The organism is Ralstonia pickettii, assembly GCF_000607165.1.
Taxonomy (GTDB): Bacteria; Pseudomonadota; Gammaproteobacteria; order Burkholderiales; family Burkholderiaceae; genus Ralstonia; species Ralstonia holmesii.
On sequence record NZ_JFZG01000024.1, the window covers coordinates 58,771 to 80,020 of the forward strand.

The window sequence follows — 21,250 nt, forward strand, 5'->3', positions numbered from 1 at the left end:
GGGCCTTCAAATTTCAAAGCCAGAACGGTGCCAGCTCAGCCGACGGCCGTAGCATCCAGCGCCTGCGTGAAATCCGCCAACAGATCGGCCTCATCTTCAATGCCGACCGACACGCGGACCAGCGAATCGGCAATGCCCATGGATGCGCGGCGCTCCGCGCCCATTTCCCAGTAGATGGTCGGCGCGACCGGAATCACCAGCGTGCGTGTGTCGCCCAGGTGCGTGGCGCGCACGGCGTAGCGCAGGTGGTCGAGCATGTCGACGTAGTCTGCGCCGTCCACCAGTTCGAAGCTCAGCAGGCCGCCGTAGTGGCGGAACAGCTCGGTGGCGCGTGCGTGTTCGGGGTGTTCCGGCAGGCCGGGGTAGTACACGCGTGCCACCTTCGGGTGCGCGGCCAGCGTGCGGGCCAGCGCCAGGGCGTTGCTGCAGGTGCGGTCAATGCGCAGCGCCATTGTTTCGGCCCCCACGGCAATGCGGTGCGCGGCATCGGCAATCAACGTCGCGCCCTGGTCACGCAGGCCCTTCTTGCGAATCTGCTGGATGCCCTGCATTTCCGGCTTGGCCTTGCGGTACGCCGGGTAGATGTTCGGATACGCCGTCCAGTCGAACAGGCCGGTATCGACCACCGCACCGCCCAGCGCGTTGCCGTGCCCGCCGATGTACTTGGACAGCGAATGCACCACCAGGCTCGCCTGCGCGTCGCGCGCGCGGAACAGCCACGGCGAGGTCATCGTGCCGTCGACCACGTAGATCAGGCCGCGTGCCTTGCACACGTCGCCAATGCCCTTCAGATCCGCCACCTGGGTGCGCGGGTTGGCAATGGTTTCCACGAAGACGAGGCGCGTATTCGGCTGCACAGCGTCGGCCACGGCCTGGGCAGACGTGGCATCGACGAACGTCACCTCCACGCCCAGGTTGCGCAGCGTCTCGAACACGCTGTTGGTGTTGCCGAACAGGAAGGCGCTGGAGACCACGTGGTCGCCCGCGCGCAGCATGGTCGAAAACACCGCCATGATGGCCGCCATGCCGGTGGCAAAGCACGCAGTGGCCACGCCGGCTTCCATCATCGTGATCTTGGCTTCCAGTGCGGCGGTGGTCGGGTTGCCCTGGCGCGCGTAGGTGTAGCCGGGCTTGCCCTGGAACACGTCGATCAGCTCGCGTGTATCGGCATAGCCGTACGTGGTTGACGTGTGCAGGGGCTTGTGGACGGCGTAGTGCTCGACGCCGGCTTCACGGTCGGCGTGCAGGAGGGCGGTGGTCAGTCCGGTCATGGCGGGGCGGCAGAAAGGCGGGGTAGGACAGGAAACAGCAGGAAAGTCCTGCATTATCGCGCGATTCCGGGACCACCTGGGCAGCGGAACCCGTGCGGGCGTGGAACGTGGCTTGCGTCGCGCCTCGCGTTGCAGGACTGAGCGGATTCCACGCCTGGTGACGAGTCCGTCTTCTGCACCGTCCCAGTTCGGGCCGCGCCTTCATGCAAGCCGGCAGACGGGCGGGCTGGTCTGCGATGTGGAGCGCGGCACTACGGGCACGTCTTCCAGAGGAATGTCGCCAATGCCGTGGAATACGACAGCTTTCATGATTGACCCCTAGTTGGTCAACAGGGCACCGCGCCGGTTGCGCGGTTTCGCCCAAGACACGCAACCCCAGTGCCTGCCGTTTTACGAACCGCGCACAGCCAGCACGAAGAACAGGAGCGTACTGGCGCACATGCTCAGCGTCGCCAGCCACGCCGTGCCATGCAGCAGGCGGGAGCTGCGGAACGGCCCCATCACAGCCTTGCGGCGCGACATCAACTGCAGCATCACCATGACAGGCGTGGCCGCCACACCATTGAGCACAGCCGCCCAGTACAGCAACTTGAACGGTTCGATAGGCAGAAACACCATCACCGTGGCCACCGCCATCACGAGCGCCAGGAACAGGTAGAACTTGGGCGCGCGGTGCACCTTCGCCTCCAGGCTGCTGTGCCACTGGAAGGCCTCGGCAGCGGCATAGGCGGCGGAGCCCGCCAGCACCGGCACCGCCAGCAGCCCCGTGCCGATCACGCCCACGGCAAACAATGTCTGCGCAAAGCGCCCAGCCACGGGCTTGAGCGCTTCAGCGGCCTGTGCGCAGGTCTCGATTTGCGTGAGGCCGTGCGTGTGCAGTGCGTAAGCGGCCGTCAACATGATGCAGAAGGCGATCAGCGCCGACACCACCATCCCGACCGTGGTGTCGATGCGGATGCGTGCGAGCTGATCCTTCGCCTGCCACGGCGCTTTCTTGAGCGGCGCTTCGTCTTCGGCCAGCCGTGTTTCCTCGACCTCGCCCGCAGCCTGCCAGACAAACAGATAGGGGCTGATGGTGGTGCCAAACACCGCCACCAGCGTCATTGCATAGTCTTTCGACCAATGCAGCCGGGGCACCACGGTGTCGTGCAGCGCGTGCACCCAGTCCACCTTCACGACAAATGCCGTCGCCACATATGCCAGCAGCGACAGCGCCGTCCACTGCAGATAGCGCGCATAGCGGCGGTACGGCATCCACACTTGCAGCACGAGCGTGAAGACGGCAAACAGGCATGCATACCACGCTGTCGCCCCCCCCAGAAGCAGGCGCACGCTGTCGCCCATGGCCGCAATGTCGGCACCCACGTTGATGATGTTGGCAAGCGTCACCAGCGCCACAAATGCATAGGCAAGCCATGGCGACTGATGCCGTCGGATGTTGGCGACCACGCCCTGCCCGGACACGCGCCCCAAGCGGGCGCTGACGAGCTGGATGGAAATCATCAGGGGCAGCGTCAGCAACAGCGTCCACAGCATGCCGGTACCCATCTGCGCGCCGGCTTGCGCATAGGTGGCGATCCCGCTCGGATCGTCATCTGCGGCGCCGGTGATCAGGCCGGGCCCCAGCCGGCGGTACCACGGGGCGTCGTCTGCGGCAGGCACGTTGCGCTCAGCTGCGGTTATCTGTGGGTGAAGCGCCGGGGGTCTGGTCGCCGGGGTCGTGCAGCTTGTCGCGGGTGATGCCAGGCGGCACCTCGCCCTGGCGCATGCGGCGCCGCGTGTCGTGCGGGCTCTGCTGCTTGGGTGCCGTGCTGCCGGTGCGGCCCACTTCCGCATTGGCCGGCCGGTCGCCCGGCTTGCGGTGCGATTCGGCCTGTTCCCAATCAGCCTTGCGTTGTTCGGCGTCTCGGTTTTCCTTCTGTTGCTTGTTTCGCATGGCTGGCTCCGATGTGCGTGTGTGCAAAATCAGCGACGCTTGCGGATCAGGCTGACCTGTCCGTTGCGCTCCAGGATGGCGGCCTCCACATCGTCGAGCGTGCGCGAGCCTAAGGTCTGGCGCACGCTCTCTTGCAAGTCGCCCATGGTGATGAGCGCCGCATCCATCTGCCCTTGATCGAAGCGCCCTTCGCGATAGACCTCGCGTTCGCGCCCCGCGATGAGCCGGTCCAGCTTCGGCAGCCGCACGCATGCCCACCCCAGCAGGCGATGCACGGCCACCAGCGCGAGCGACGCCGACACCGTGGCCACAAACGGCGAGGCCCCGACAATCGCTCGGCTCAGCGTCGCGCCCAGCAACACGGCGACAACGAAGTCGAACGGCGCCCGCTGGCCGAACGAGCGCCGGCCCGACAGGCGCACCAGCGCCAGCCCGATGGCGAACACGACCACCGCGCGCAATGCGGTTTGCAGCGGGTTGAGATCCTTGCCTTCGCCAAACAGGAACAGCAGCGTGTCCATGGCGCCTCCCGTGGTCGATGTGGAGTCTGTTCCACCAGCAGAGCAAGCGGCGTGCCGCACGGCATGCGCCCGAGAGTGCATCTCACGCCGCGTTCGGGCGCAATGGCATGCCGCGTGCTGAAAGCCAGTGTATCCACACTTTCATAGCGAGCCCGCCATGCCCGACCAGCCACAGCAGCAACCGCCACAGCACCAGGACCGTCAGCCCGGCACCGAGGGCAACATGACGCCACGCCCGCGCGCGGAGATGGAGAATTACGTCGGCAGCGGCAAGCTGACAGACAAGGTCGCCATCGTCACCGGCGGCGACAGCGGCATCGGACGCGCCGTCTCCATCGGCTTCGCCAAGGAAGGCGCGGACGTGCTGATCGCCTACCTGGATGAACACGACGACGCCAACCAGACCTGCCGCCTCGTACGCGCCACGGGCCGCCGCTGCGAAGCCATTGCCGGCGACCTGGGCGACGAAGCGCATGCCCGCGCAGTGGTTACGCAGGCGGTGGCCATGTTCGGCAAGATCGATCTCGTGGTCAGCAATGCGGCAGAGCAGCATCCACAGCAAAGCCTGGCCGACATTGATGCGGCGCAGCTGGAGCGCACGTTCCGCACCAATGTCTTTGCGATGTTCTATTTGATACGCGCGGCGCTACCGCACTTGCATGAAGGCGCGCGCATCATCGCGACCACGTCGGTCACGGCGTTTCGCGGCAGCGGGCACCTGGTGGACTACGCCGCCACCAAAGGCGCGATCGTGGCGTTCACCCGCTCACTGGCGCAGCAGTTGGCGGACAAGGGCATCCTGGTGAACGCCGTGGCGCCGGGGCCGATCTGGACGCCGTTGATCCCGTCCACCTTCGATGCTGAGCACGTCGCCAAGTTTGGCAGCAAGGAGCCATTGGGCCGGGCCGGCCAGCCGGATGAAGTGGCCCCCTGCTACATATTTCTTGCGTCTGCCGATGCGAGTTACATGACGGGGCAGACGCTGCATCCGAATGGGGGGGAGATCGTCAATGGGTGACGGGGTGGCGATGCTCCCCCCCTTCCACATCATCAAAACGCCGTCCGCATCCCCACCATCGCACCGAGCTGGTTCACGCCCTTGGCGGGCGTGGTGCCGCCACCTCCGGCGCTGACGGAATACTGCGCGTTGGCGCTGTTCCAGAGATAGCCAGTCTGCGCATACAGCGCCGTGCGCTTGGACAGTGCATAGACGCCGCGCAGCACGGCCATCGTTGCGCTGCGGCTCTGGTCGGCATTGACGATACGGAGCAGGCCGGCATCGAGCGTGAGCGCACCCGTGAGCGGATAGCTGCCGTTGACGAAGTACAGGTTGGAGCGGACATCCCCAGCAACGGCTTGCAGGTGGCGGCCGATCCAGCCGACGCCAAGCTTGGCGTTGCCGAGCTTCACATAACCGTTGGCGACGATGCGGCGGTCCTTGTCGCCCGCATCGGTGAACGCGATGGGCGCGCTGCCGTTGAAGAACGATGCAGTAGCCCCGGTGCCGCCGCGCTGCTCTTCGTAGGCGCCGGCCACACCAAAGGTGGCGGCGTCGTACTTCACCATTGCCGACATGGTGCGGCACGCCGATGCATTACCCGCGACCTCTCCCGCACAGGTGCCGGACGCGGGCACACCGCCCGCCGCATCGTGGCCGAACGAATACGTGGCGCCCACCGTCAGGCCGCTGAAGGTGCCCTTGTAGGCGATTGTGTTGTCCGTGCGGGCGTTAGGGATGTAGGCGTCCAGTGAACCGATGGCGTACTGGCTGGGGCCGAGAATGTCAGCATCGGCCAGCGAGAGAAACACCATGCTGTACTGCCGGCCCAGCGTGACGGTGCCGTAATCGCTTGCGAGCCCGACCCACGCCTGCCGGCCGAAGAGACGACCGCCCTGACCGGAGGTGCCGGTGTCTGTGTTGAAACCGCTTTCCAGCGTGAACACGGCCTTCATGCCGCTGCCCAGGTCTTCAGCGCCGCGCAGGCCCCAGCGCGAGGGCAACGTACCCGTCACCGAGGGGATGCGTGTTAGACCATTGCCGTTGGCGTTGGCATGGCTCACGTATTCGATGCCGGTGTCGATCAGGCCGTAAAGCGTGACGCTCTGGGCGTTGGCCACGCCGCTGGCGAGTGCGCAGGTGGCCGCTGCCAGCGCGAGACAGTGCGTGCGCAAGGTGGTGGTTTGCATGTGGGGCCCCTCCTAGGGTCGAGCCGGTCCCGCCCCCCATGTGTGGCGGGCCGGCAGTTTGGAATACGTGGAAGGCGCCATCCGGGCGGACGGCGCTGAAGAAGCGCTGTGTCAGTCCTGCACGCGTGGCCGCTTGAGCAGCAGCAACGCCGCAAGCGCCGCAACAACGGTGACGGGGATGCTTGCGCCGATGATGGTGGTGGCGTGCTGCCCCATCGCCAGCAACTGCCCCGCCAGCAGCGGCCCCGCGATCGAGCCCAGCCGGCCCACAGCCACTGCGGCACCCACGCCGGTACCGCGCACGACAGTCGGGTAATAGGCCGCCGCCAGCGCGTATAGCACCGACTGCGCACCAATCACAAACAGCCCGGCCATGAACGCCCCGGCCGACATCGATGCCATACCGCCCGCAGCGGCCAGCAACGACAGCGCCGCGATGATGCCGACATACATGCCCGACACCACCCAGCGCGGGCGCGCCGCGTCCATCAGCATGCCGATACCCAGCGCACCGGCGCCGCCACCAATGTTGAACAGGATCTGCACCATGCCCACCTGCGGCCGGCTCAGCCCCTGCGCGGCCATCAGCGAAGGCAGCCAATTGAGCAGGAAATACAGCACGATCAGCGTGAAGAAGTAGCTGACCCACAGGAACAGCGTGGCGGCCGTGCGGCGCTCGCCAAACAGTGCCCATGACACGGGCGGTGGCTGGATGGCGCCACGCTGCGCGCTGTCGAACCGGCGCGATTCCTGCAGCGTCAGCAGCAGCGGCACCACGACCAGCGGGCCGAAGCCGCCCACGTAGAAGATGTGACGCCAGCCGGAATCGCCCGCGCTCAACATGCCGACCACCGCGGCGATGGCGCCGCCAAACGGGATGCCGCAATACATGACGCTCACGGCGGTGTTGCGCAGGCGTGTGGGTACCGCTTCGGCACACAACGCGATCAGGTTGGGCATGGCAGCACCCAGGCCGATGCCGGTGGCCACGCGGATCATCAGCAGGCTGTTGAAATCCCACACGTGCGCCGTGGCGATTGAAAAAATGCCAAACAGCGCCGTGGCCAGGATCAGCACGCGCTTGCGGCCGATGCGATCGGCCAGGCGGCCGCCCAGCATGGCGCCCGGCAACAGGCCGAACGTGCCGGCGCTGAAGGCCAGGCCCATCTGCCCGACCGATAGGCCGAACTCGCGCGCCATGCGCGGCGCGGCCACGCCGATGGATTGCAGATCGAGCCCTTCAAGCAGTGCAACGATGAAGCACAGCCCGAGGGTCATGGCGACACCGGGGCCAACGTTCTCCCGGGTCAATGTCGTGGTGGTGGTTTGCATGGCGTCTCCTTCCGGATGTTGGGCGGCCGTCATTGGCAACTGAAGCTCGACGCGTCGTTGACGTTACCGGTGCCCGTATAGAGGGCGTTCTTCGGGTACGCGCACAGCGGGCGCGTGCGGTCGTGGCCGGCGGAATTCCAATCGCTGGGCACTTCGGCATTGGGCACGGCGTTGGCAGGGCCGCGTGCGGTGGCGACCACACTGTCGGGCGCCACGCCGTGTTCCACCCAGGCCACCAGCGGCGTAAGCATGTCGAACTGGTCGGCGGTCGGGCCGCCCGCGCAGTGGTTCATGCCTGGCACCGGATAGAAGCGCGCGAAGTTGCTGGCATCGCCGCCGTTGGCAGCAGCCAGGCGCTGGTACCAGTCGGTCGTGTCGTCGGACGAGAACACCGGGTCGCTCGTGCCGTGATAGACCATCAGCTTGGCGCCGCGCCCCTTGAGCGTGCCGAGGTTGGTCTCGTCGGGCGGCGTCATGAACGACCAGGCGGATTCGGTGTACGTGGCGTCGGTGGCGAAGATCTTCGGCGCGTCGGTGTCCATGTTGAACGCCAGGCCATACGCGGTGAGTGACGTAATGGCGGATGCGGGCTGCGGCGTGGTCGTAAACACGAACGCCAGTGCTGCGGGGTCGAGCTGAATGGAGTTGCCCTGCTTCCAGGCAGCCCAGTTGCTGCCGCTGATACCGGCATCAAACGAAAAGCCCGAATACAACGCCTGCCCTGCGCTGTTGTGCGCGCCGGCAAACAGATTGGCCATCACGGTCTTCTGCGCGGCGGTCAGGCAAGTGCCGTCGCGTGCGCCGGTGCAGGTCGGCACATCGTTAGCGAGGCTGAAGGCCGTCTGGCACGCCTTGAGGTTGTTGATCATGCCGTCGGTCGTGCCATCCAGCGCATCGCACTTGGCGAGCACGTGGCTGGCCACCATGGCGCGCTCCGTTGCGCTCAGGGACGTGGTGATGTCTGGAAAGCCGGCACTGGTGTTGGCCGTGGCCACCGTCGCCAGCTGCTGCGCGCTGTACACCTCGTTGATGGCCGCCTTGGGCAGATGGAAGCCCGGGTCGCCGGCAACGATGCCGTCATACGCATTGGCCGAGCGCGCAGCGGCCACCATCGCATGGCGCCCGCCGTTGGAGCACCCGCCAAAGTAGCTGCGGTCCGGCGCCTTGCCGTACACCTGCGCGATCATCGACTTGGCCATTGGCGTGAGCGTGGCGACGGCGTTGTAGCCGTAGTCGAGGCGCGCCTGCGGGTCACGCCCGAACAGCGGCACCTGGCTGCCGTTATGCCCAGCATCCGAACTGATCACGGCAAACCCCGAGCCCAGCGCACTGCTCACGGGCCCGCCACCCAACGCGCCCAGCGCGGTGGCCACCGAGCCATCCAGCCCGCCGTTGGCCTGATAGAAGAAGCGACCATTCCACGCCTTGGGCAGGCGCATTTCAAAACCGATGGCGTAGGTCTTGCCGTCTACCGGGCTCACGCGCGTGTTCATGGTTCCGGTGATCAGGCAATGCTCGGGCACGGCGTTGCCGCCAACGGTCAACGTGCCTGCCGCCACGGTAGAGACGGCGGTGATGCTGGTGTTGGCAAAGCTCAGCTTGCCGGCAAAGCTCTCGCACGTGGTGGCGAGCGTCAAGCCGGTGGCAGGCGTGAGTTGTGGCAGTTGCGATGCTTGCGACGTTGATGCGTCGCCTGTGCTGTCGTCGTTGCAGCCGGCGCAGCTCAGCGCGAGGGCGAGCGCGGTCAGCGCCATGCCCCGTGACATGACGGTCTTCATGAGTCTCCTCCTGGGTGGATGAACCAGTCTTTGCCGGTTGGTCGTATTGCTGCGTTGGGATCAGCCCGCGCGGATGACAGCGGGATCGCCATCGCGATACAGCGTGTCGACCTGCTCTGCACGGTGGGTCAGCACGGCACGCTGGTTGAGCGTGCCCTTGTCGGTGATCTCGCCACGGTCCAGCGACGGCGGCGCGTCAAGCAAGCGCAGCCGCGCCACGCGCGTGGCGCTGCCGGTGGCCGTGGCGTTCAGTTCATGCAGCAGCGCGGCAAATGCGGCGCGCACGGCGGGGGCAGCCAATACTTCGGCCACGCCCGCGGTGGGCGGCAGGCCAGACAGGCTGCGGCATCGCTCCATTTGCGGAAATACCAGCAAGCCGATGTCGTCACGGTTCATGCCGGCAATCACCACGTCCTGCACGTACGGCGCGCCCGCCGCAATCACGCGGGCGCGCAACGGCCCCACGCTCACGAAGGTGCCGGAGCTGAGCTTGAAGTCCTCCGCAATGCGGCCATCGAAGACGAGGCCTTTCTCGGGGTGCTCCGGGTCGTAGAAACGCAGCGCGTCGCCGCTGCAGTAATAGCCGTCTTCGTCGAAGACGGGAGCCGCGGGCTCTTCGCCCAGGCGCCAGTAGCCACGCATGACGTGCGGCCCGCGAAAACGCGCCTCCAGCTTGTCGCCCACGGGCACGAGCTTGAGTTCGCACCCCGGTGCCGGCGTGCCGACATAGCCGGAGCGCATGATCGGCGCGGTGGTGAACAGGCAGCACGGCGAGGTCTCGGTCATGCCCAGCCCGGCCATGATGCGGATGCGCTCGCCGCAGTGCTGGCCGGTCACGCGCTCCAGCCGGTCCCATGCCTCTTGCGACAGCCCGGCACCGCCAAAGAAGTAGAGCTTCACGCGCGAGAAGAAGCGCTCGCGCAATGCCGGGTCCCGTTCCAGCGCCAGCGCGAGTTCTTCCCACCCCTTGGGCACGTTGAAATACGCGGTGGGCGCGATCTCGTGCAGGTTGCGCAGGGTCTCGTCGAATTTGCCCGGCACGGGCCGGCCGTCATCGATGTAAAGCGTGCCGCCGTTGTAAAGCACGATGCCAACGTTGTGGCTGCCGCCGAAGGTGTGGTTCCAGGGCAGCCAGTCCACCAGCACCGGCGGTTCCTTGGCAAATTCGGGAATGGTCTGGCGCAGCATCTGCTGGTTGCTGCACAGCATGCGGTGCGTGGTCGGCACGGCCTTGGGCGCGCGTGTCGAGCCGGAAGTGAAGAGCACCTTCACCAGCGTATCGGGGCCGGTTGCGGCCTGCGCGGCGTCTGCTGTCGTTACGGGCGTCTGCAGCAGCGTGCCGAAGGCTGTAGCGCTGCGCCCCGGCAGTATGCCGTCGCGCGTGATCACCTCCACGCCCTCCGGCACCACCGCATCGATGGCTTTGGCAAAGGCCGCGCCATCTGCCGCATAGACGAGCCCCGGCGTGAGCACATCAAACACGTGGCGCAGCTTGCCAAAATCCGTCGACACCAACGCATACGGCGGCGACACCGGCGCGTACGGCACACCCGCCCACATGGCGCCCAGGGCCAGCTGCAGATGCTCAAGATCATTGCCGGACAGAATCGCCAGCGGGCGCTCGGTGGAGACACCACGATCCAGCAACGCCTGGCCGATTGCGCGGGCGCGCTCCAGCATCTCGCGATACGTCAGCTTGATCCACGCGCCGTCTGCCCCGCGGCGTGCAGCCAGCACACGATCCGGATGGCGCTGCGCGCCCGCCACGAGGCAGTCGGTCATGCGTTGCGGATGCTCGGCAAGCGCCTCGGTATTGCGCACGTGCCAGACGGTGCCGTCGCGCGCTTCCATCTCGCAACGCGCAGGCGCATCGCTCACGGCAACCTGCCTGTATGGGTGATTTGGCACACCTGCCGGGGGCGGCATGTGATGCCCGGTTTGAACCTGCCGGCCTTGAGCCTGCATTTCGACGTGATTCACGTCTTGTCTCCTGAATGCGCCGCCCGTTTTATGGTTGTGGTGGGCGGCTGCCGAACTTCAGATCGGTTAAATCGGATAGTGGCGCGGCGTATTCTGCAAGGTGATCCAGCGCAGCTCCGTAAATTCCGCAATCGATGCCTTGCCGCCAAAACGGCCATAGCCACTGCTCTTCACGCCGCCAAACGGCATCTGCGCTTCATCGTGCACGGTGGGGCCGTTGATGTGGCAGATGCCCGATTCGATACGCTGCGCAACCCGCATGGCGCGCGACACATCGCGGCTGAACACGGCGGCCGACAAGCCGTATTCGCTGTCGTTGGCCAAGCGGATCGCCTCTTCGTCGCCATCGACGCGCGCCACCGTCACCACGGGGCCGAACGATTCCTCGTTGTACAACCGCATGGCAGGCGTCACGCCATCCACGATGGCCGGCTGCACGATGGCGCCATCCATGTGCAAGCCAACGGGCAGCGCGGCGCCGAGCGCGCGGGCATCTTCCACCAGCGCCTGCACGCGCTTGGCCGCATCCACGCTCACCATCGCGCCCAGCTGCGCGGTGGCGTCGGTCGGGTCACCTGCGCGAAGCGTGCGCGCCTTGGCGGCCAGCTTGTCGACGAGGGCATCGGCAATCTTGCGATCGACGATGACGCGTTCGGTCGACATGCAGATCTGCCCCTGGTTGAAGAACGCACCGAAGGCGATGGCATCCACCGCGGCGTCGAGATCCGCATCGTCCAGCACCAGTACCGGCGCCTTGCCGCCCAGCTCCAGCAGCGCTGGCTTCAGATGCCGCGCGGCGTGCTGCGCAATGATGCGCCCCACGTGCGTCGAGCCCGTGAAGTTCACGCGCCGCACGGCCGGGTGCGCGATCAGGCGTTCCACCACCTGGGCCGCATCGGCCGGCGCGTTGCTCACCACGTTGACCACACCGTCGCCCAAGCCAGCCTCTTGCAGCACGGTGCCGATCAGCCGGTGCACGCCCGGACACATCTCCGAGGCCTTCAACACGACCGTGTTGCCGCACGCCAGCGGCATCGCCAGCGCGCGCGTGCCCAGGATCACCGGCGCGTTCCACGGCGCAATGCCCAGCACCACGCCGCTCGGCTGACGCACGGCCATCGCAAAGTTGCCCGGCACATCGGACGGGATCACGCTGCCGTCGATCTGCGTGGTCATGGAGGCAGCTTCGCGCAGCATGTTGGCCGCCAGCATGACGTTGAAGCCGATCCAGTTGGGGCTGGCGCCGGTTTCGGCAGCGCCGGCATGGATGAATGCCTCGGTGTGCTGGTCCATCAGGTCGGCCGCCTTGAGCAGGCGCTTGCGGCGCTCCCCCGGCGGTAGCGCTGCCCACACGGGGAAGGCATCGGCGGCGGCCTGCACGGCGGCGTCCGCATCCTCCAGCGTGGCAGCCGCCGCGCGCGAGGCCACCGCGTCGTTGACTGGGTTGCGGCGCTCGAAGGTGGCACCGTTGGCGGCTGGCCGGCTTTGACCACCGATCAGCAGGGTCACAAGCTGAGTCACGTCAAGCATGGGTTCGTCTCCGGGGGCGTTGGAGGGAGCGGATCAGGCGCGCTTGTATGCCTGCAGACCCGGCTTGATCGACTTGTCGTCCAGGAACTGCTTGAGGCCCTGTTCGCGGCCGCCCTCCGGGTCCCGCAGCGTGGCCTGGTCGAGCTTGGCGTACAGGTAGTCCTCGTTCTGCTCCCACGTCAGCTCGCGGCTGCGCTTGAAGCCGTGCTTGGCGGCACGCAGCACCACCGGGTTCTTCTCCAGCAGCTTCTCGGCCAGCGCCACGGTGCGGGCGCGCAGGTGGGCGCGCGGCACGCTCTCGTTGACGAGCCCCATGGCGGCGGCCTGCTGGCCTGTGAAGGTCTCGCCGGTCATGATGTAGTAGAGCGCCTGACGGTGGCCAACGGTATCCGCCATCGCTTTGCTGACGAGGTTGCCCGGCGGGATGCCCCAGTTGATCTCCGACAGACCGAAGGTGGCCTCGTCTGCGGCAATCGCCAGATCGCACGCCACCAGCGGCGAAAACCCGCCACCGAAGCACCAGCCGTTGACCATCGCGATGGTCGGCTTGGCATACATGCGCAAGAGCTTCCATTGCCACTGGCAGGCGTCGCGGCGGATCTTCTCCTGCAGGATCTCGGGGCCCGCGTCCACTTCGCGGAAGTATTCCTTCAGGTCCATGCCGGCCGTCCATGCATCGCCCGCGCCGGTCAGCACCAGCACCTTGGCATCGGCATCCAACTCCAGCGCTTCAAGCACCTGGATCATCTCCGCGTTGAGCGTCGGGCTCATGGCGTTGCGCTTCTCGGGGCGGTTGAACGTCACCCATGCAATGCCCTGGTCCACCTTCACGTCCACGGTCTGCCAGCGCCCTTGGTAATCAGCCATTTCCATCTCCTTGATCAGTCGGCTTGCTTGAGACACCCGCCGCCTTGTGTGTGCGGCGCGTCTCAGCTTGGTGCCCATTTAATATCAGGTAACCTGATATCACAAGGAGATTATCATTGCCGTAAACCCTGATCCGAACGACACGTAGCAGAATGTGCGCATCTGCATAGGTGCACACCCACTCACATCCATGGCGGCCACACGAACCAAACGCAACACCCCCCAGCCCGCGCAAGAGGGCGCCCCTGCAACGTCTGCCCGACTGCCCTACCTGATCGGCCGCACCGACCGCATCGTCAAGCGCCGCCTGGGCGAGGCGCTGGCGCCGCATGGGCTGACAGTCCCGCAGTTCACCGCGCTCTCTGTGCTGCACGCGCGCGGCAGCCTGTCCAACGCGCAACTGGCGGAACGCTCTTTCATGTCGCCGCAATCGGCCAATGAAGTGGTGAAGACGATGGAAGCGCGGGGCTGGGTGACGCGCACGCCCGATCCGACGCACGGCCGCATCGTCATGCTGGGCCTGACCGACGAAGCGCTCGCGCTGCTGGCGCTATGCGACGAGGCCGTCAGCCGGCTGGAGAAGGAAATGTTGCAGGGAATCGACGTCGCGCACGCCGCATTGCTGCACGATCTGCTGCTGCAATGTGGGCGGAATCTGCGCTGAGCGGGCGCCTTCAGTTGCCCCGGCGGCCGCCGTTATTCAATGTAATAAAGTCTGATCATAGGAACATTCTGATCGACACCCCTCGGCGATAGAATGGCTGGTCGCCGCCGTTCGAGCGGCCTTCGTCCCCCATCAACGCACCGCGGTTCTGAAACACCTCCATGTGGATTGTCCAACTCGCGCTGCGAAGGCCGCTGACGTTCATCGTCCTCGCCCTGCTGATCCTGCTGGCGACGCCGTTTACGCTCATGCGTACGCCAACGGACATCTTTCCGGAAATCGATATTCCGGTCGTCAGCATCATCTGGAATTACAACGGCCTGCCCGCCAAGGAGATGGCCGACCGCATCGTGTCAGTCACGGAGCGCAGCCTGACGACCACCGTCAACGACATCGAGCACATCGAATCGCAATCGTTGAACGGCATCTCGATCGTCAAGGTGTTCTTCCAGCCGACGGCCAACATCCAGACCGCGCTGGCGCAGATCGTTTCGGTGTCGCAGGCGCAGGTGCGGCAGTTGCCACCGGGGACGACTCCGCCGCTGATCATCAAGTATTCAGCGTCGAGCATTCCGATCCTGCAACTGGGCCTGTCGAGCAACACGCTGTCGGAGCAGGAACTCAATGATGCGGCGCTGAACTTCCTGCGCCCGCGCCTGATTACGGTGCCTGGCATCGCCGTGCCGTTCCCGTATGGCGGCAAGAGCCGGCAGATCACGGTCGATCTCGACACGCAGAAGCTGCTGGCGCAGGGCTTGACGCCCGTGGACATCGTCAACGCGGTGGGCGCGCAGAACCTGATCCTGCCAGCGGGCACGCAAAAGATCGACGCCACCGAATACGGCGTCACGCTCAACGGCACGCCCGGCAGCATCGCCGCGCTCAACGCCATTCCGGTCAAGACCAGCAACGGCGCGACGCTGTACCTGGGCGACGTGGCCCATGTGCGCGACGGTTTCTCGCCGCAGACCAACGTGGTGCGCCAGGATGGCCAGCGCGGCGTGCTGCTGTCCATCCTGAAGAACGGCGGTGCGTCGACGCTGGATATCGTCAGCAATATCTACAAGCTGCTGCCCACCGCCGCGGCGGCGCTTCCGCAAGACATCAAGATCACGCCGCTGTTCGACCAGTCGCTGTTCGTGAAAGCGGCCATTGAAGGCGTGATTCGCGAGGCGCTCATCGCCGCGTGCCTGACCGCCGCCATGATCCTGCTGTTCCTCGGCAACTGGCGAAGTACGGCCATCATTGCGGTGTCGATTCCGCTGTCGATCCTGTCGTCGATCATCGTGCTGCACCTGCTGGGCGAGACCATCAACCTGATGACGCTCGGTGGCCTCGCACTCGCGGTCGGGATTCTCGTGGACGATGCCACCGTCACCATCGAGAACATCGAGCGCCATCTGCACGAAGGCAAGGAGCCCGTTACCGCCATCCTGGACGGCGCGGCCGAGATTGCCGTGCCGGCCTTTGTGTCGACGCTCTGCATCTGCATCGTGTTCGTGCCGATGTTCTTCCTCACAGGCGTGGCTCGCTACCTGTTCGTGCCGATGGCCGAAGCGGTGATCTTCGCCATGCTGGCGTCGTATGTGCTGTCGCGCACGCTGGTGCCGACGCTGGTGATGATGCTCATGACCGGGCACACGCAAGACGCCAAGAAAGCCGACGCAAAACCGAGCACGTTCGGCCGCATCTATCGGGCCTTCAACACGCAGTTCGAGCACATGCGCGGCAATTACGCCGCCGTCCTGGGCGGGTTGCTGGAGCGCCGCCGCGTGTTTGCATTGTCGTTCCTGGGCTTTTGCGTGGCGTCGTGCGCGCTGTTCCTGGTGCTCGGCCGCGACTTCTTCCCCGATGTGGATGCAGGCCAGATCCGCCTGCACATGCGGGCACCGTCGGGCATGCGCATTGAAGAGACAGCGCGCCTGGCCGACGAGGTGGAAACCACCATCCGGCAAATCATTCCCAAGAAAGAGCTGTCGACCATCCTCGACAACCTGGGCGTGCCCAACTCCGGTATCAACCTGTCGTACAGCAACGCCGGCACCATCGGCACGCTCGACGGCGAAATCCTGATCGCCCTGCACGAAGGCGAGCGCAAACCCAGCGCCGAATACATCCGCCGCCTGCGCGAAGAACTGCCGAAACGGTTCCCTAGCGTGGAGTTCGCGTTCCAGCCCGCCGACATCGTCAGCCAGATCCTGAACTTCGGCCTGCCGTCGGCCATCGACGTGCAGTTCTCTGGCGCAGACGTGGCCACCAATAAGCAGCTCGCGGGCATGCTGGCCAACCGCATCAAGCAGATTCCGGGCGCGGTGGATACACACGTGCACCAGCGCTTCGACCAGCCCACGCTGGCCTTGAACATGGACCGCACCCGCATCCAGCAGGTGGGCCTGGAAGGGCGCGACGTGGCGCAGAACCTGCTGGTGTCGCTCAGCTCCAGCTTCCAGACCTCGCCCACGTTCTGGCTGAACCCGATCAACGGCGTGGTGTACCAAGTGGCCGTCACAAGCCCGCAGTACCGCGTCGACTCTCTTGATGCGCTGCTGCGCACGCCGGTGGCGGGCTCGCGCGGTGGCGCTGCACAGGCAGGCGGCCCGCAGTTGCTGGGCAACCTCGTGCAGGTCGGCCCCGGGGTGCAGCCGCAGGTCGTTTCGCATTACGACATCACACCCGTGGTGGATGTGTACGCCGCCGTGCAGGGCCGCGACCTAGGCGCCGTCGCCAAGGAAGTGCAGAAAGCCGTTGACGACATTCGCCCCAAGCTGCCGCGCGGCGCGCAGGTCACGGTGCGCGGCCAGGTAAAGACGATGGAATCGTCCTTCGTCGGCCTGGGTGTGGGGCTGGTGATGGCGATCGTGCTGGTGTACCTGCTGATCGTCGTGAACTTCCAGTCGTGGATCGACCCGCTCATCATCGTGACGGCCCTGCCGGCCGCGCTGGCGGGCATCGCCTGGATGCTGTTCGTGACGGGGACCACGCTGTCGGTGCCGTCACTCACGGGCGCGATCATGACGATGGGTGTGGCGACGGCCAACTCGATTCTGTTGATCTCGTTCGCCCGGGAGCGATTGGCCGAAGGCATTGCGCCTGTGCAGGCCGCGCTGGAAGCGGGCGCCACACGCCTGCGCCCGGTGTTGATGACGGCCCTGGCGATGATCATCGGCATGGTGCCCATGGCGTTGGGCCTGGGCGAAGGCGCAGAACAGAACGCGCCGCTTGGGCGCGCGGTGATCGGCGGTCTGCTGTTTGCGACCGTCTCGACCCTCTTCTTTGTTCCGGTGGTGTTTGCCAGCGTGCACAACAGATTGCAGCGGCGCGCCGCCCGGCGTAGTCACGATTTGCGGGGAAGCGAAGGACATGTCTGAACAAACATCCGGTGCCCATTCAGGGCCGCATTCAGGGCCGCATTCGGGGCACCTCGCGGGCGGCCCGCCCCACCACGTCGTCACGGTGGACCCGATCGAACAGGTCGACCGCGGCCCCGCCATGCGCCGCGCACGCTGGGTCGTGATTGCCGTAGGGGTGGTGCTGGCGCTGGGCGCTGCGCGCACGCTGGTCGGCCGCTACTACAACGCGCATGCGCTGGAGCGGCAGGTGAACGCGCAGACCAGCCGCTACGTCACCACCATCGCCCCCAAACCGGCCCACACCAATCGCGAACTGACGCTGCCGGGCACGCTGCAGGGCTACGTTGAATCGCCCATCTATGCGCGCACCAGCGGTTACGTGCTGCGCTGGTTCAAGGACATCGGCGCGCACGTCGACAAGGGCGAAGTGCTGGCGCTGCTCGACACGCCAGAAGTGGACCAGGAACTGAACCAGGCGCAGGCCACGCGCAACCAGGCCGCCGCACGCAAGGCGCTGGCGCAGACCTCGCTCACGCGTTGGCAGAACCTGCGCCAGAAAGACGCCGTCTCGCAACAGGAACTGGACGAGCGCACCAGCGCCGCCAACCAGGCCCAGGCCGACCTGGCTGCCGCAGAAGCCAACGTGCGCCGCCTGCAGGAACTGCAAGGCTTCCGCCGCGTGGTGGCCCCCTTTGCGGGCGTGGTGACCAAGCGCAATGTCGACGTCGGCGCGTTGGTCAACGCCGGCAACGCGGGCGCCAACCGCGAGCTGTTTACGCTTGCGCAGACCGATCCGCTGCGCATCTACCTCTACGTGCCGCAGGCGTATTCGCAACAGGTGAAGGTCGGGCAGGACGTGGCCGTGACGCTGGCCGAGCTGCCGGGCCAGACCTTCCACGGCACCATCGCGCGCGCCTCCGGCGCCATCGACGCCACCACGCGCACCATGCAGGTGGAAGTGCAGTTACCCAACAAGGACGGTCGCCTGCTGCCCGGCGCCTATGTGCAGGTCGCCATCAAGGGCAAAGCCGCTGGCGACGGGGCTGGCGACGCCGCGGGCGCGAAGACCGATGCACCGGTTGCATTCACGGTGCCAACCAACACGCTGCTCTTCCGCAAGGAGGGCCCGCGCATCGCCGTGGCAGAGAACGGCCACGTCGACCTGCGCCCCGTCACCATCGGACGCGACTACGGCCGCACGGTAGAAATCGTCTCCGGCCTGAAGGCGACGGACGCGCTGATCCTCAACCCGGCCGATTCCATCGAGCAGGGCGAAGCGGTGACCATCGTCACGCCTGCCCCGGCATCGGCACCCGCGGCTTCTGCGCCGCATGCATCATGACGCGGTTGCGCACCACCACGCTGGTGGCATCGATGATCGCCGCGCTGGCCGGCTGCTCGCTCGCGCCGACCTACGAGCGCCCGGCCATGGACGTGCCCGCGCACTGGCAGACCGAAGCGCCCTGGCGCGCCGCGCAACCCGCCGACACCGCGCCCAAAGGCCCGTGGTGGCAGCGCTTCAACGATCCGCAGCTCGACAAGCTCGTCACGCAGGCGCTGGCGCACAACCAATCGCTCAAGGTTGCGTTGTCGAACCTGGAGCAGGCGCAGGCTCAGACGCGCGTCGCCCGCGCAAGCCTGCTCCCCACCCTCACGGCCACCAACAACGACACGCGCACGCGCACGTCGTCGGAACGGCCGCTCTCTTCATACACGAGCCCGACGATGTCGACCGTGCAGAGCGACTTCGTCCTGCGCGCCGACGCGAGTTACGAAGCCGATCTGTTCGGCCGCGTGCGCAACACCGTCGCCAACGCCGCCGCAAGTGAAGAGCAGGCGGGCGCCAATTTCGAGAACTTCCGCCTGCTGCTTGCCGCGCAGGTCGCCACCACCTGGTACAACCTGCGCGAGACCGATGCGGAAATCGCCGTGGTGCAGGAAGGTTTGGCGCTGCAGCATAAGGCGCTCGATTTCGTCACCTCGCGGCATCAGGACGGCGTGGCCTCGGGGCTCGATCTGGCGCAACAACAAGCGCTGGTGGACGGCACCGCCACGCAGGCCGAACTGCTGACCAAGCAACGCGCGCAGTACGAACACGCGCTGGCGACGCTCGTCGGTACACCCGCCCCGGCCTTTCATCTGGACCCCGCACCGCTGGCGGGCACCGCGCCGCAGATTCCGGTGGCGCTGCCCTCCGACGTAATCGAACGCCGCCCCGACGTGGCCGCCGCAGAGCGCGGTGCAGCGGCCGCCAACGCGCAAGTGGGCGTGGCACGTGCGGCCTTCTTCCCGAGCGTGATGCTCAACGGCGGCGCCGGTTGGGAAAGCCGCGATCTTGCGCTGTTGTTTTCTGCGCCTACGCTGCTGTGGTCGTTCGGCACGCAGATCGCCCAGACGGTGTTCGACGCTGGCCGCACACGGGCACGCGTGGACATTGCCAATGCGGCCTACCAGGGCGCGATCGCCAACTACCGGCAGACGGTGCTGGGCGCGTTGCAGGAAGTGGAAGATGGACTGGCCGGGCTGCAATCGCTGGACCGCGCGGCAAACCAGGCGCGCCATGCCGTGGAAAGCGCCCGCAAGGTCTACGACATTGCGAGCGTGCGCTACGAGGGCGGGCTCGCAACTTCGTTGGACGTGATCACCGCGCAGCAATCACTGTTGAACAACCAGCGCACGGCCGTGCAGATTCTCGGCCAGCAGATGACGACGAGCGTGTTCCTCGTCAAGGCGGTGGGCGGCGACTGGAACCACGCCGCGCCTGCGCCAGCAGCCACGCAGTAGGCGTCAGGCAACGCGGCGCTGAAAACCCGCGCCAACAAAGAGACCGCCCAGCCAGCTGAGCGTGAGCGCCACGGCAACGAGCATTTCAAGCAGATCGGTGGCATCGCCAGGCATGCGCAGCGCCAGCGCAATCACCAAAGCCATCAGCACACCCGCGGCCAGCACGCTCACCAGGAGCGCGCCCAGCCCGGTCGACAACGTGCGTACGACGGGCGGATGCACATGCGCCGGCGGACACAGCTCTGACATGCGCGCACGCACATAGGCCGCCGTGCGGGTGCCATCTGTGGCGTCGGCGTGATGCCGCATGACGTGCATCCAGGTTCGGGTGTCCAGCACCCCGGAACTCAGTTCCTGTGCAACGCGCCGCAGGGCCGCGCGTTCGCGTGCGTGGTCGGTGGCGTCAGAGGGCGTTTCATTGGGGGCGGGCTTGTCGAACACGGCCGGTGCTGCAGCAGGATCGGTCAGCCGCACCTCATGCCGATAGGTCACGCGCACGCGGCGCGAAAACCAGACGTACGCTGCCGAGCCGATGAGCAGCAGCGCCTCCGCTGCCAGCAGCAGCGTGATGGGCATGCGCCCTGCCGTACCGCCGGAGGCTTGCATGGTCCACGCGTGGATGCCGCCGCTCATGGCCAGCGTGGCCAGCAGCTGGAGCACGCCGTATCCGAGCCACACCATCGGAAACCAGCGCACACGCAAGAAGGCCAGGGTAACGAGCCCCAGCGGGAAGACGAGCCCAGCCAGCGCCGGCGCCGCCCGCGCCGGCCCGCCGTTGGCCTCGCCGAGCGTGAGCATCATGCCCATCGCCAGCACGATCGCCAGCGCCGGCAGCGTGTTCAGCCACAGCAGTGTCACCAGCCAGCCGCGTACGCCGTACAGGCGATGGGCCCGCGCGCGCGCCGCCGAAATTGCCATCCAACTCTCTTGCATGAAGCTCCCCGACCGGGTCTGCCATGCGTCGCATGTGGCGCAGCATGACTTCGGAATTTTCGCGATTGTGTCACCGGGGCAAGTCAGTTGCCCCCCTCCAAAGTGGGGACAGCACCA

General features: G+C 66.4%; 16 protein-coding genes. 5 read left to right on the forward strand and 11 right to left on the reverse strand.

Annotated features, from left to right (window positions below; translation table 11 throughout):
- Positions 1 to 35 precede the first annotated feature (35 nt).
- The 4 genes from BG83_RS0117835 to BG83_RS0117850 all read right to left on the reverse strand — a co-directional run bounded on the left by BG83_RS0117835 (position 36) and on the right by BG83_RS0117850 (position 3,728).
- A complete protein-coding gene (locus tag BG83_RS0117835) occupies positions 36 to 1,271 on the reverse strand; it encodes a cystathionine gamma-synthase family protein (RefSeq protein WP_024977960.1) in 1,236 nt (411 codons plus the stop codon).
- 390 nt (positions 1,272 to 1,661) lie between these two features.
- Complete coding sequence (locus BG83_RS0117840) at positions 1,662 to 2,933, reverse strand: Nramp family divalent metal transporter (protein WP_024977961.1); 1,272 nt, start codon at positions 2,931 to 2,933, stop codon at positions 1,662 to 1,664.
- A 7-nt stretch (positions 2,934 to 2,940) separates the two neighbouring features.
- On the reverse strand, positions 2,941 to 3,207 hold the full coding sequence (locus BG83_RS0117845) for a hypothetical protein (protein WP_024977962.1): 267 nt from the start codon (positions 3,205 to 3,207) through the stop codon (positions 2,941 to 2,943).
- Positions 3,208 to 3,236: 29 nt separating this feature from the next.
- Complete coding sequence (locus BG83_RS0117850; protein ID WP_024977963.1) at positions 3,237 to 3,728, reverse strand: DUF421 domain-containing protein; 492 nt, start codon at positions 3,726 to 3,728, stop codon at positions 3,237 to 3,239.
- Positions 3,729 to 3,885: 157 nt separating this feature from the next.
- Here BG83_RS0117850 and BG83_RS0117855 point away from each other — a divergent pair, with 157 nt between their 5' ends.
- Positions 3,886 to 4,746 (forward strand): SDR family oxidoreductase, encoded by an 861-nt coding sequence (locus BG83_RS0117855; protein ID WP_024977964.1) that lies wholly within the window; start codon positions 3,886 to 3,888, stop codon positions 4,744 to 4,746.
- A 32-nt stretch (positions 4,747 to 4,778) separates the two neighbouring features.
- Here the strand turns inward: BG83_RS0117855 and BG83_RS0117860 are convergent, their stop codons facing one another.
- The 6 genes from BG83_RS0117860 to BG83_RS0117885 all read right to left on the reverse strand — a co-directional run bounded on the left by BG83_RS0117860 (position 4,779) and on the right by BG83_RS0117885 (position 13,402).
- A complete protein-coding gene (locus BG83_RS0117860) occupies positions 4,779 to 5,915 on the reverse strand; it encodes a porin (RefSeq protein ID WP_024977965.1) in 1,137 nt (378 codons plus the stop codon).
- 111 nt (positions 5,916 to 6,026) lie between these two features.
- Positions 6,027 to 7,247 carry a 3-(3-hydroxy-phenyl)propionate transporter MhpT gene (mhpT, locus tag BG83_RS0117865; protein WP_024977966.1) on the reverse strand — a complete coding sequence of 407 codons (1,221 nt, stop codon included), beginning with the start codon at positions 7,245 to 7,247 and terminating at the stop codon, positions 6,027 to 6,029.
- Positions 7,248 to 7,276: 29 nt separating this feature from the next.
- Entirely contained in the window at positions 7,277 to 9,025 is a 1,749-nt protein-coding gene (locus BG83_RS0117870; RefSeq protein ID WP_024977967.1) for a tannase/feruloyl esterase family alpha/beta hydrolase, read from the reverse strand.
- Between the two features lie 60 nt (positions 9,026 to 9,085).
- Complete coding sequence (locus tag BG83_RS0117875; RefSeq protein WP_051541552.1) at positions 9,086 to 10,951, reverse strand: feruloyl-CoA synthase; 1,866 nt, start codon at positions 10,949 to 10,951, stop codon at positions 9,086 to 9,088.
- A 120-nt stretch (positions 10,952 to 11,071) separates the two neighbouring features.
- Positions 11,072 to 12,535 (reverse strand): aldehyde dehydrogenase, encoded by a 1,464-nt coding sequence (locus tag BG83_RS0117880; protein WP_024977969.1) that lies wholly within the window; start codon positions 12,533 to 12,535, stop codon positions 11,072 to 11,074.
- A gap of 33 nt (positions 12,536 to 12,568) precedes the next feature.
- A complete protein-coding gene (locus tag BG83_RS0117885; RefSeq protein WP_024977970.1) occupies positions 12,569 to 13,402 on the reverse strand; it encodes a p-hydroxycinnamoyl CoA hydratase/lyase in 834 nt (277 codons plus the stop codon).
- A 190-nt stretch (positions 13,403 to 13,592) separates the two neighbouring features.
- On the opposite strand from BG83_RS0117885, the gene BG83_RS0117890 reads away from it, so the two are divergent.
- The 4 genes from BG83_RS0117890 (at position 13,593) to BG83_RS0117905 (ending at position 20,200) form a co-directional block, all read left to right on the forward strand.
- Positions 13,593 to 14,066 carry a MarR family winged helix-turn-helix transcriptional regulator gene (locus tag BG83_RS0117890; protein ID WP_024977971.1) on the forward strand — a complete coding sequence of 158 codons (474 nt, stop codon included), beginning with the start codon at positions 13,593 to 13,595 and terminating at the stop codon, positions 14,064 to 14,066.
- A 161-nt stretch (positions 14,067 to 14,227) separates the two neighbouring features.
- Complete coding sequence (locus tag BG83_RS0117895; protein ID WP_024977972.1) at positions 14,228 to 17,434, forward strand: efflux RND transporter permease subunit; 3,207 nt, start codon at positions 14,228 to 14,230, stop codon at positions 17,432 to 17,434.
- Entirely contained in the window at positions 17,427 to 18,758 is a 1,332-nt protein-coding gene (locus BG83_RS0117900; protein WP_024977973.1) for an efflux RND transporter periplasmic adaptor subunit, read from the forward strand. Before BG83_RS0117895 ends, BG83_RS0117900 begins: the two co-directional genes overlap by 8 nt.
- Positions 18,755 to 20,200 (forward strand): efflux transporter outer membrane subunit, encoded by a 1,446-nt coding sequence (locus BG83_RS0117905; protein ID WP_024977974.1) that lies wholly within the window; start codon positions 18,755 to 18,757, stop codon positions 20,198 to 20,200. Before BG83_RS0117900 ends, BG83_RS0117905 begins: the two co-directional genes overlap by 4 nt.
- Positions 20,201 to 20,203: 3 nt before the next feature.
- On the opposite strand, the gene BG83_RS0117910 is transcribed toward BG83_RS0117905, so the two are convergent.
- Positions 20,204 to 21,118, reverse strand: coding sequence for a hypothetical protein (locus BG83_RS0117910; protein ID WP_235193218.1), 915 nt, complete (start codon positions 21,116 to 21,118; stop codon positions 20,204 to 20,206).
- Positions 21,119 to 21,250 lie beyond the last annotated feature (132 nt).

What these genes read in the sequence shown, in the direction of transcription:
- BG83_RS0117835 (WP_024977960.1), bottom strand. Translation starts at nt 1,271, where the DNA reads ATGACCGGACTGACCACCGCCCTCCTGCACGCCGACCGTGAAGCCGGC.
- BG83_RS0117845 (WP_024977962.1), bottom strand. Translation starts at nt 3,207, where the DNA reads ATGCGAAACAAGCAACAGAAGGAAAACCGAGACGCCGAACAACGCAAG.
- BG83_RS0117850 (WP_024977963.1), bottom strand. Translation starts at nt 3,728, where the DNA reads ATGGACACGCTGCTGTTCCTGTTTGGCGAAGGCAAGGATCTCAACCCG.
- BG83_RS0117855 (WP_024977964.1), top strand. Translation starts at nt 3,886, where the DNA reads ATGCCCGACCAGCCACAGCAGCAACCGCCACAGCACCAGGACCGTCAG.
- BG83_RS0117860 (WP_024977965.1), bottom strand. Translation starts at nt 5,915, where the DNA reads ATGCAAACCACCACCTTGCGCACGCACTGTCTCGCGCTGGCAGCGGCC.
- mhpT (WP_024977966.1), bottom strand. Translation starts at nt 7,247, where the DNA reads ATGCAAACCACCACCACGACATTGACCCGGGAGAACGTTGGCCCCGGT.
- BG83_RS0117870 (WP_024977967.1), bottom strand. Translation starts at nt 9,025, where the DNA reads ATGAAGACCGTCATGTCACGGGGCATGGCGCTGACCGCGCTCGCCCTC.
- BG83_RS0117875 (WP_051541552.1), bottom strand. Translation starts at nt 10,951, where the DNA reads ATGCCGCCCCCGGCAGGTGTGCCAAATCACCCATACAGGCAGGTTGCC.
- BG83_RS0117880 (WP_024977969.1), bottom strand. Translation starts at nt 12,535, where the DNA reads ATGCTTGACGTGACTCAGCTTGTGACCCTGCTGATCGGTGGTCAAAGC.
- BG83_RS0117885 (WP_024977970.1), bottom strand. Translation starts at nt 13,402, where the DNA reads ATGGCTGATTACCAAGGGCGCTGGCAGACCGTGGACGTGAAGGTGGAC.
- BG83_RS0117890 (WP_024977971.1), top strand. Translation starts at nt 13,593, where the DNA reads ATGGCGGCCACACGAACCAAACGCAACACCCCCCAGCCCGCGCAAGAG.
- BG83_RS0117895 (WP_024977972.1), top strand. Translation starts at nt 14,228, where the DNA reads ATGTGGATTGTCCAACTCGCGCTGCGAAGGCCGCTGACGTTCATCGTC.
- BG83_RS0117900 (WP_024977973.1), top strand. Translation starts at nt 17,427, where the DNA reads ATGTCTGAACAAACATCCGGTGCCCATTCAGGGCCGCATTCAGGGCCG.
- BG83_RS0117905 (WP_024977974.1), top strand. Translation starts at nt 18,755, where the DNA reads ATGACGCGGTTGCGCACCACCACGCTGGTGGCATCGATGATCGCCGCG.
- BG83_RS0117910 (WP_235193218.1), bottom strand. Translation starts at nt 21,118, where the DNA reads ATGGCAATTTCGGCGGCGCGCGCGCGGGCCCATCGCCTGTACGGCGTA.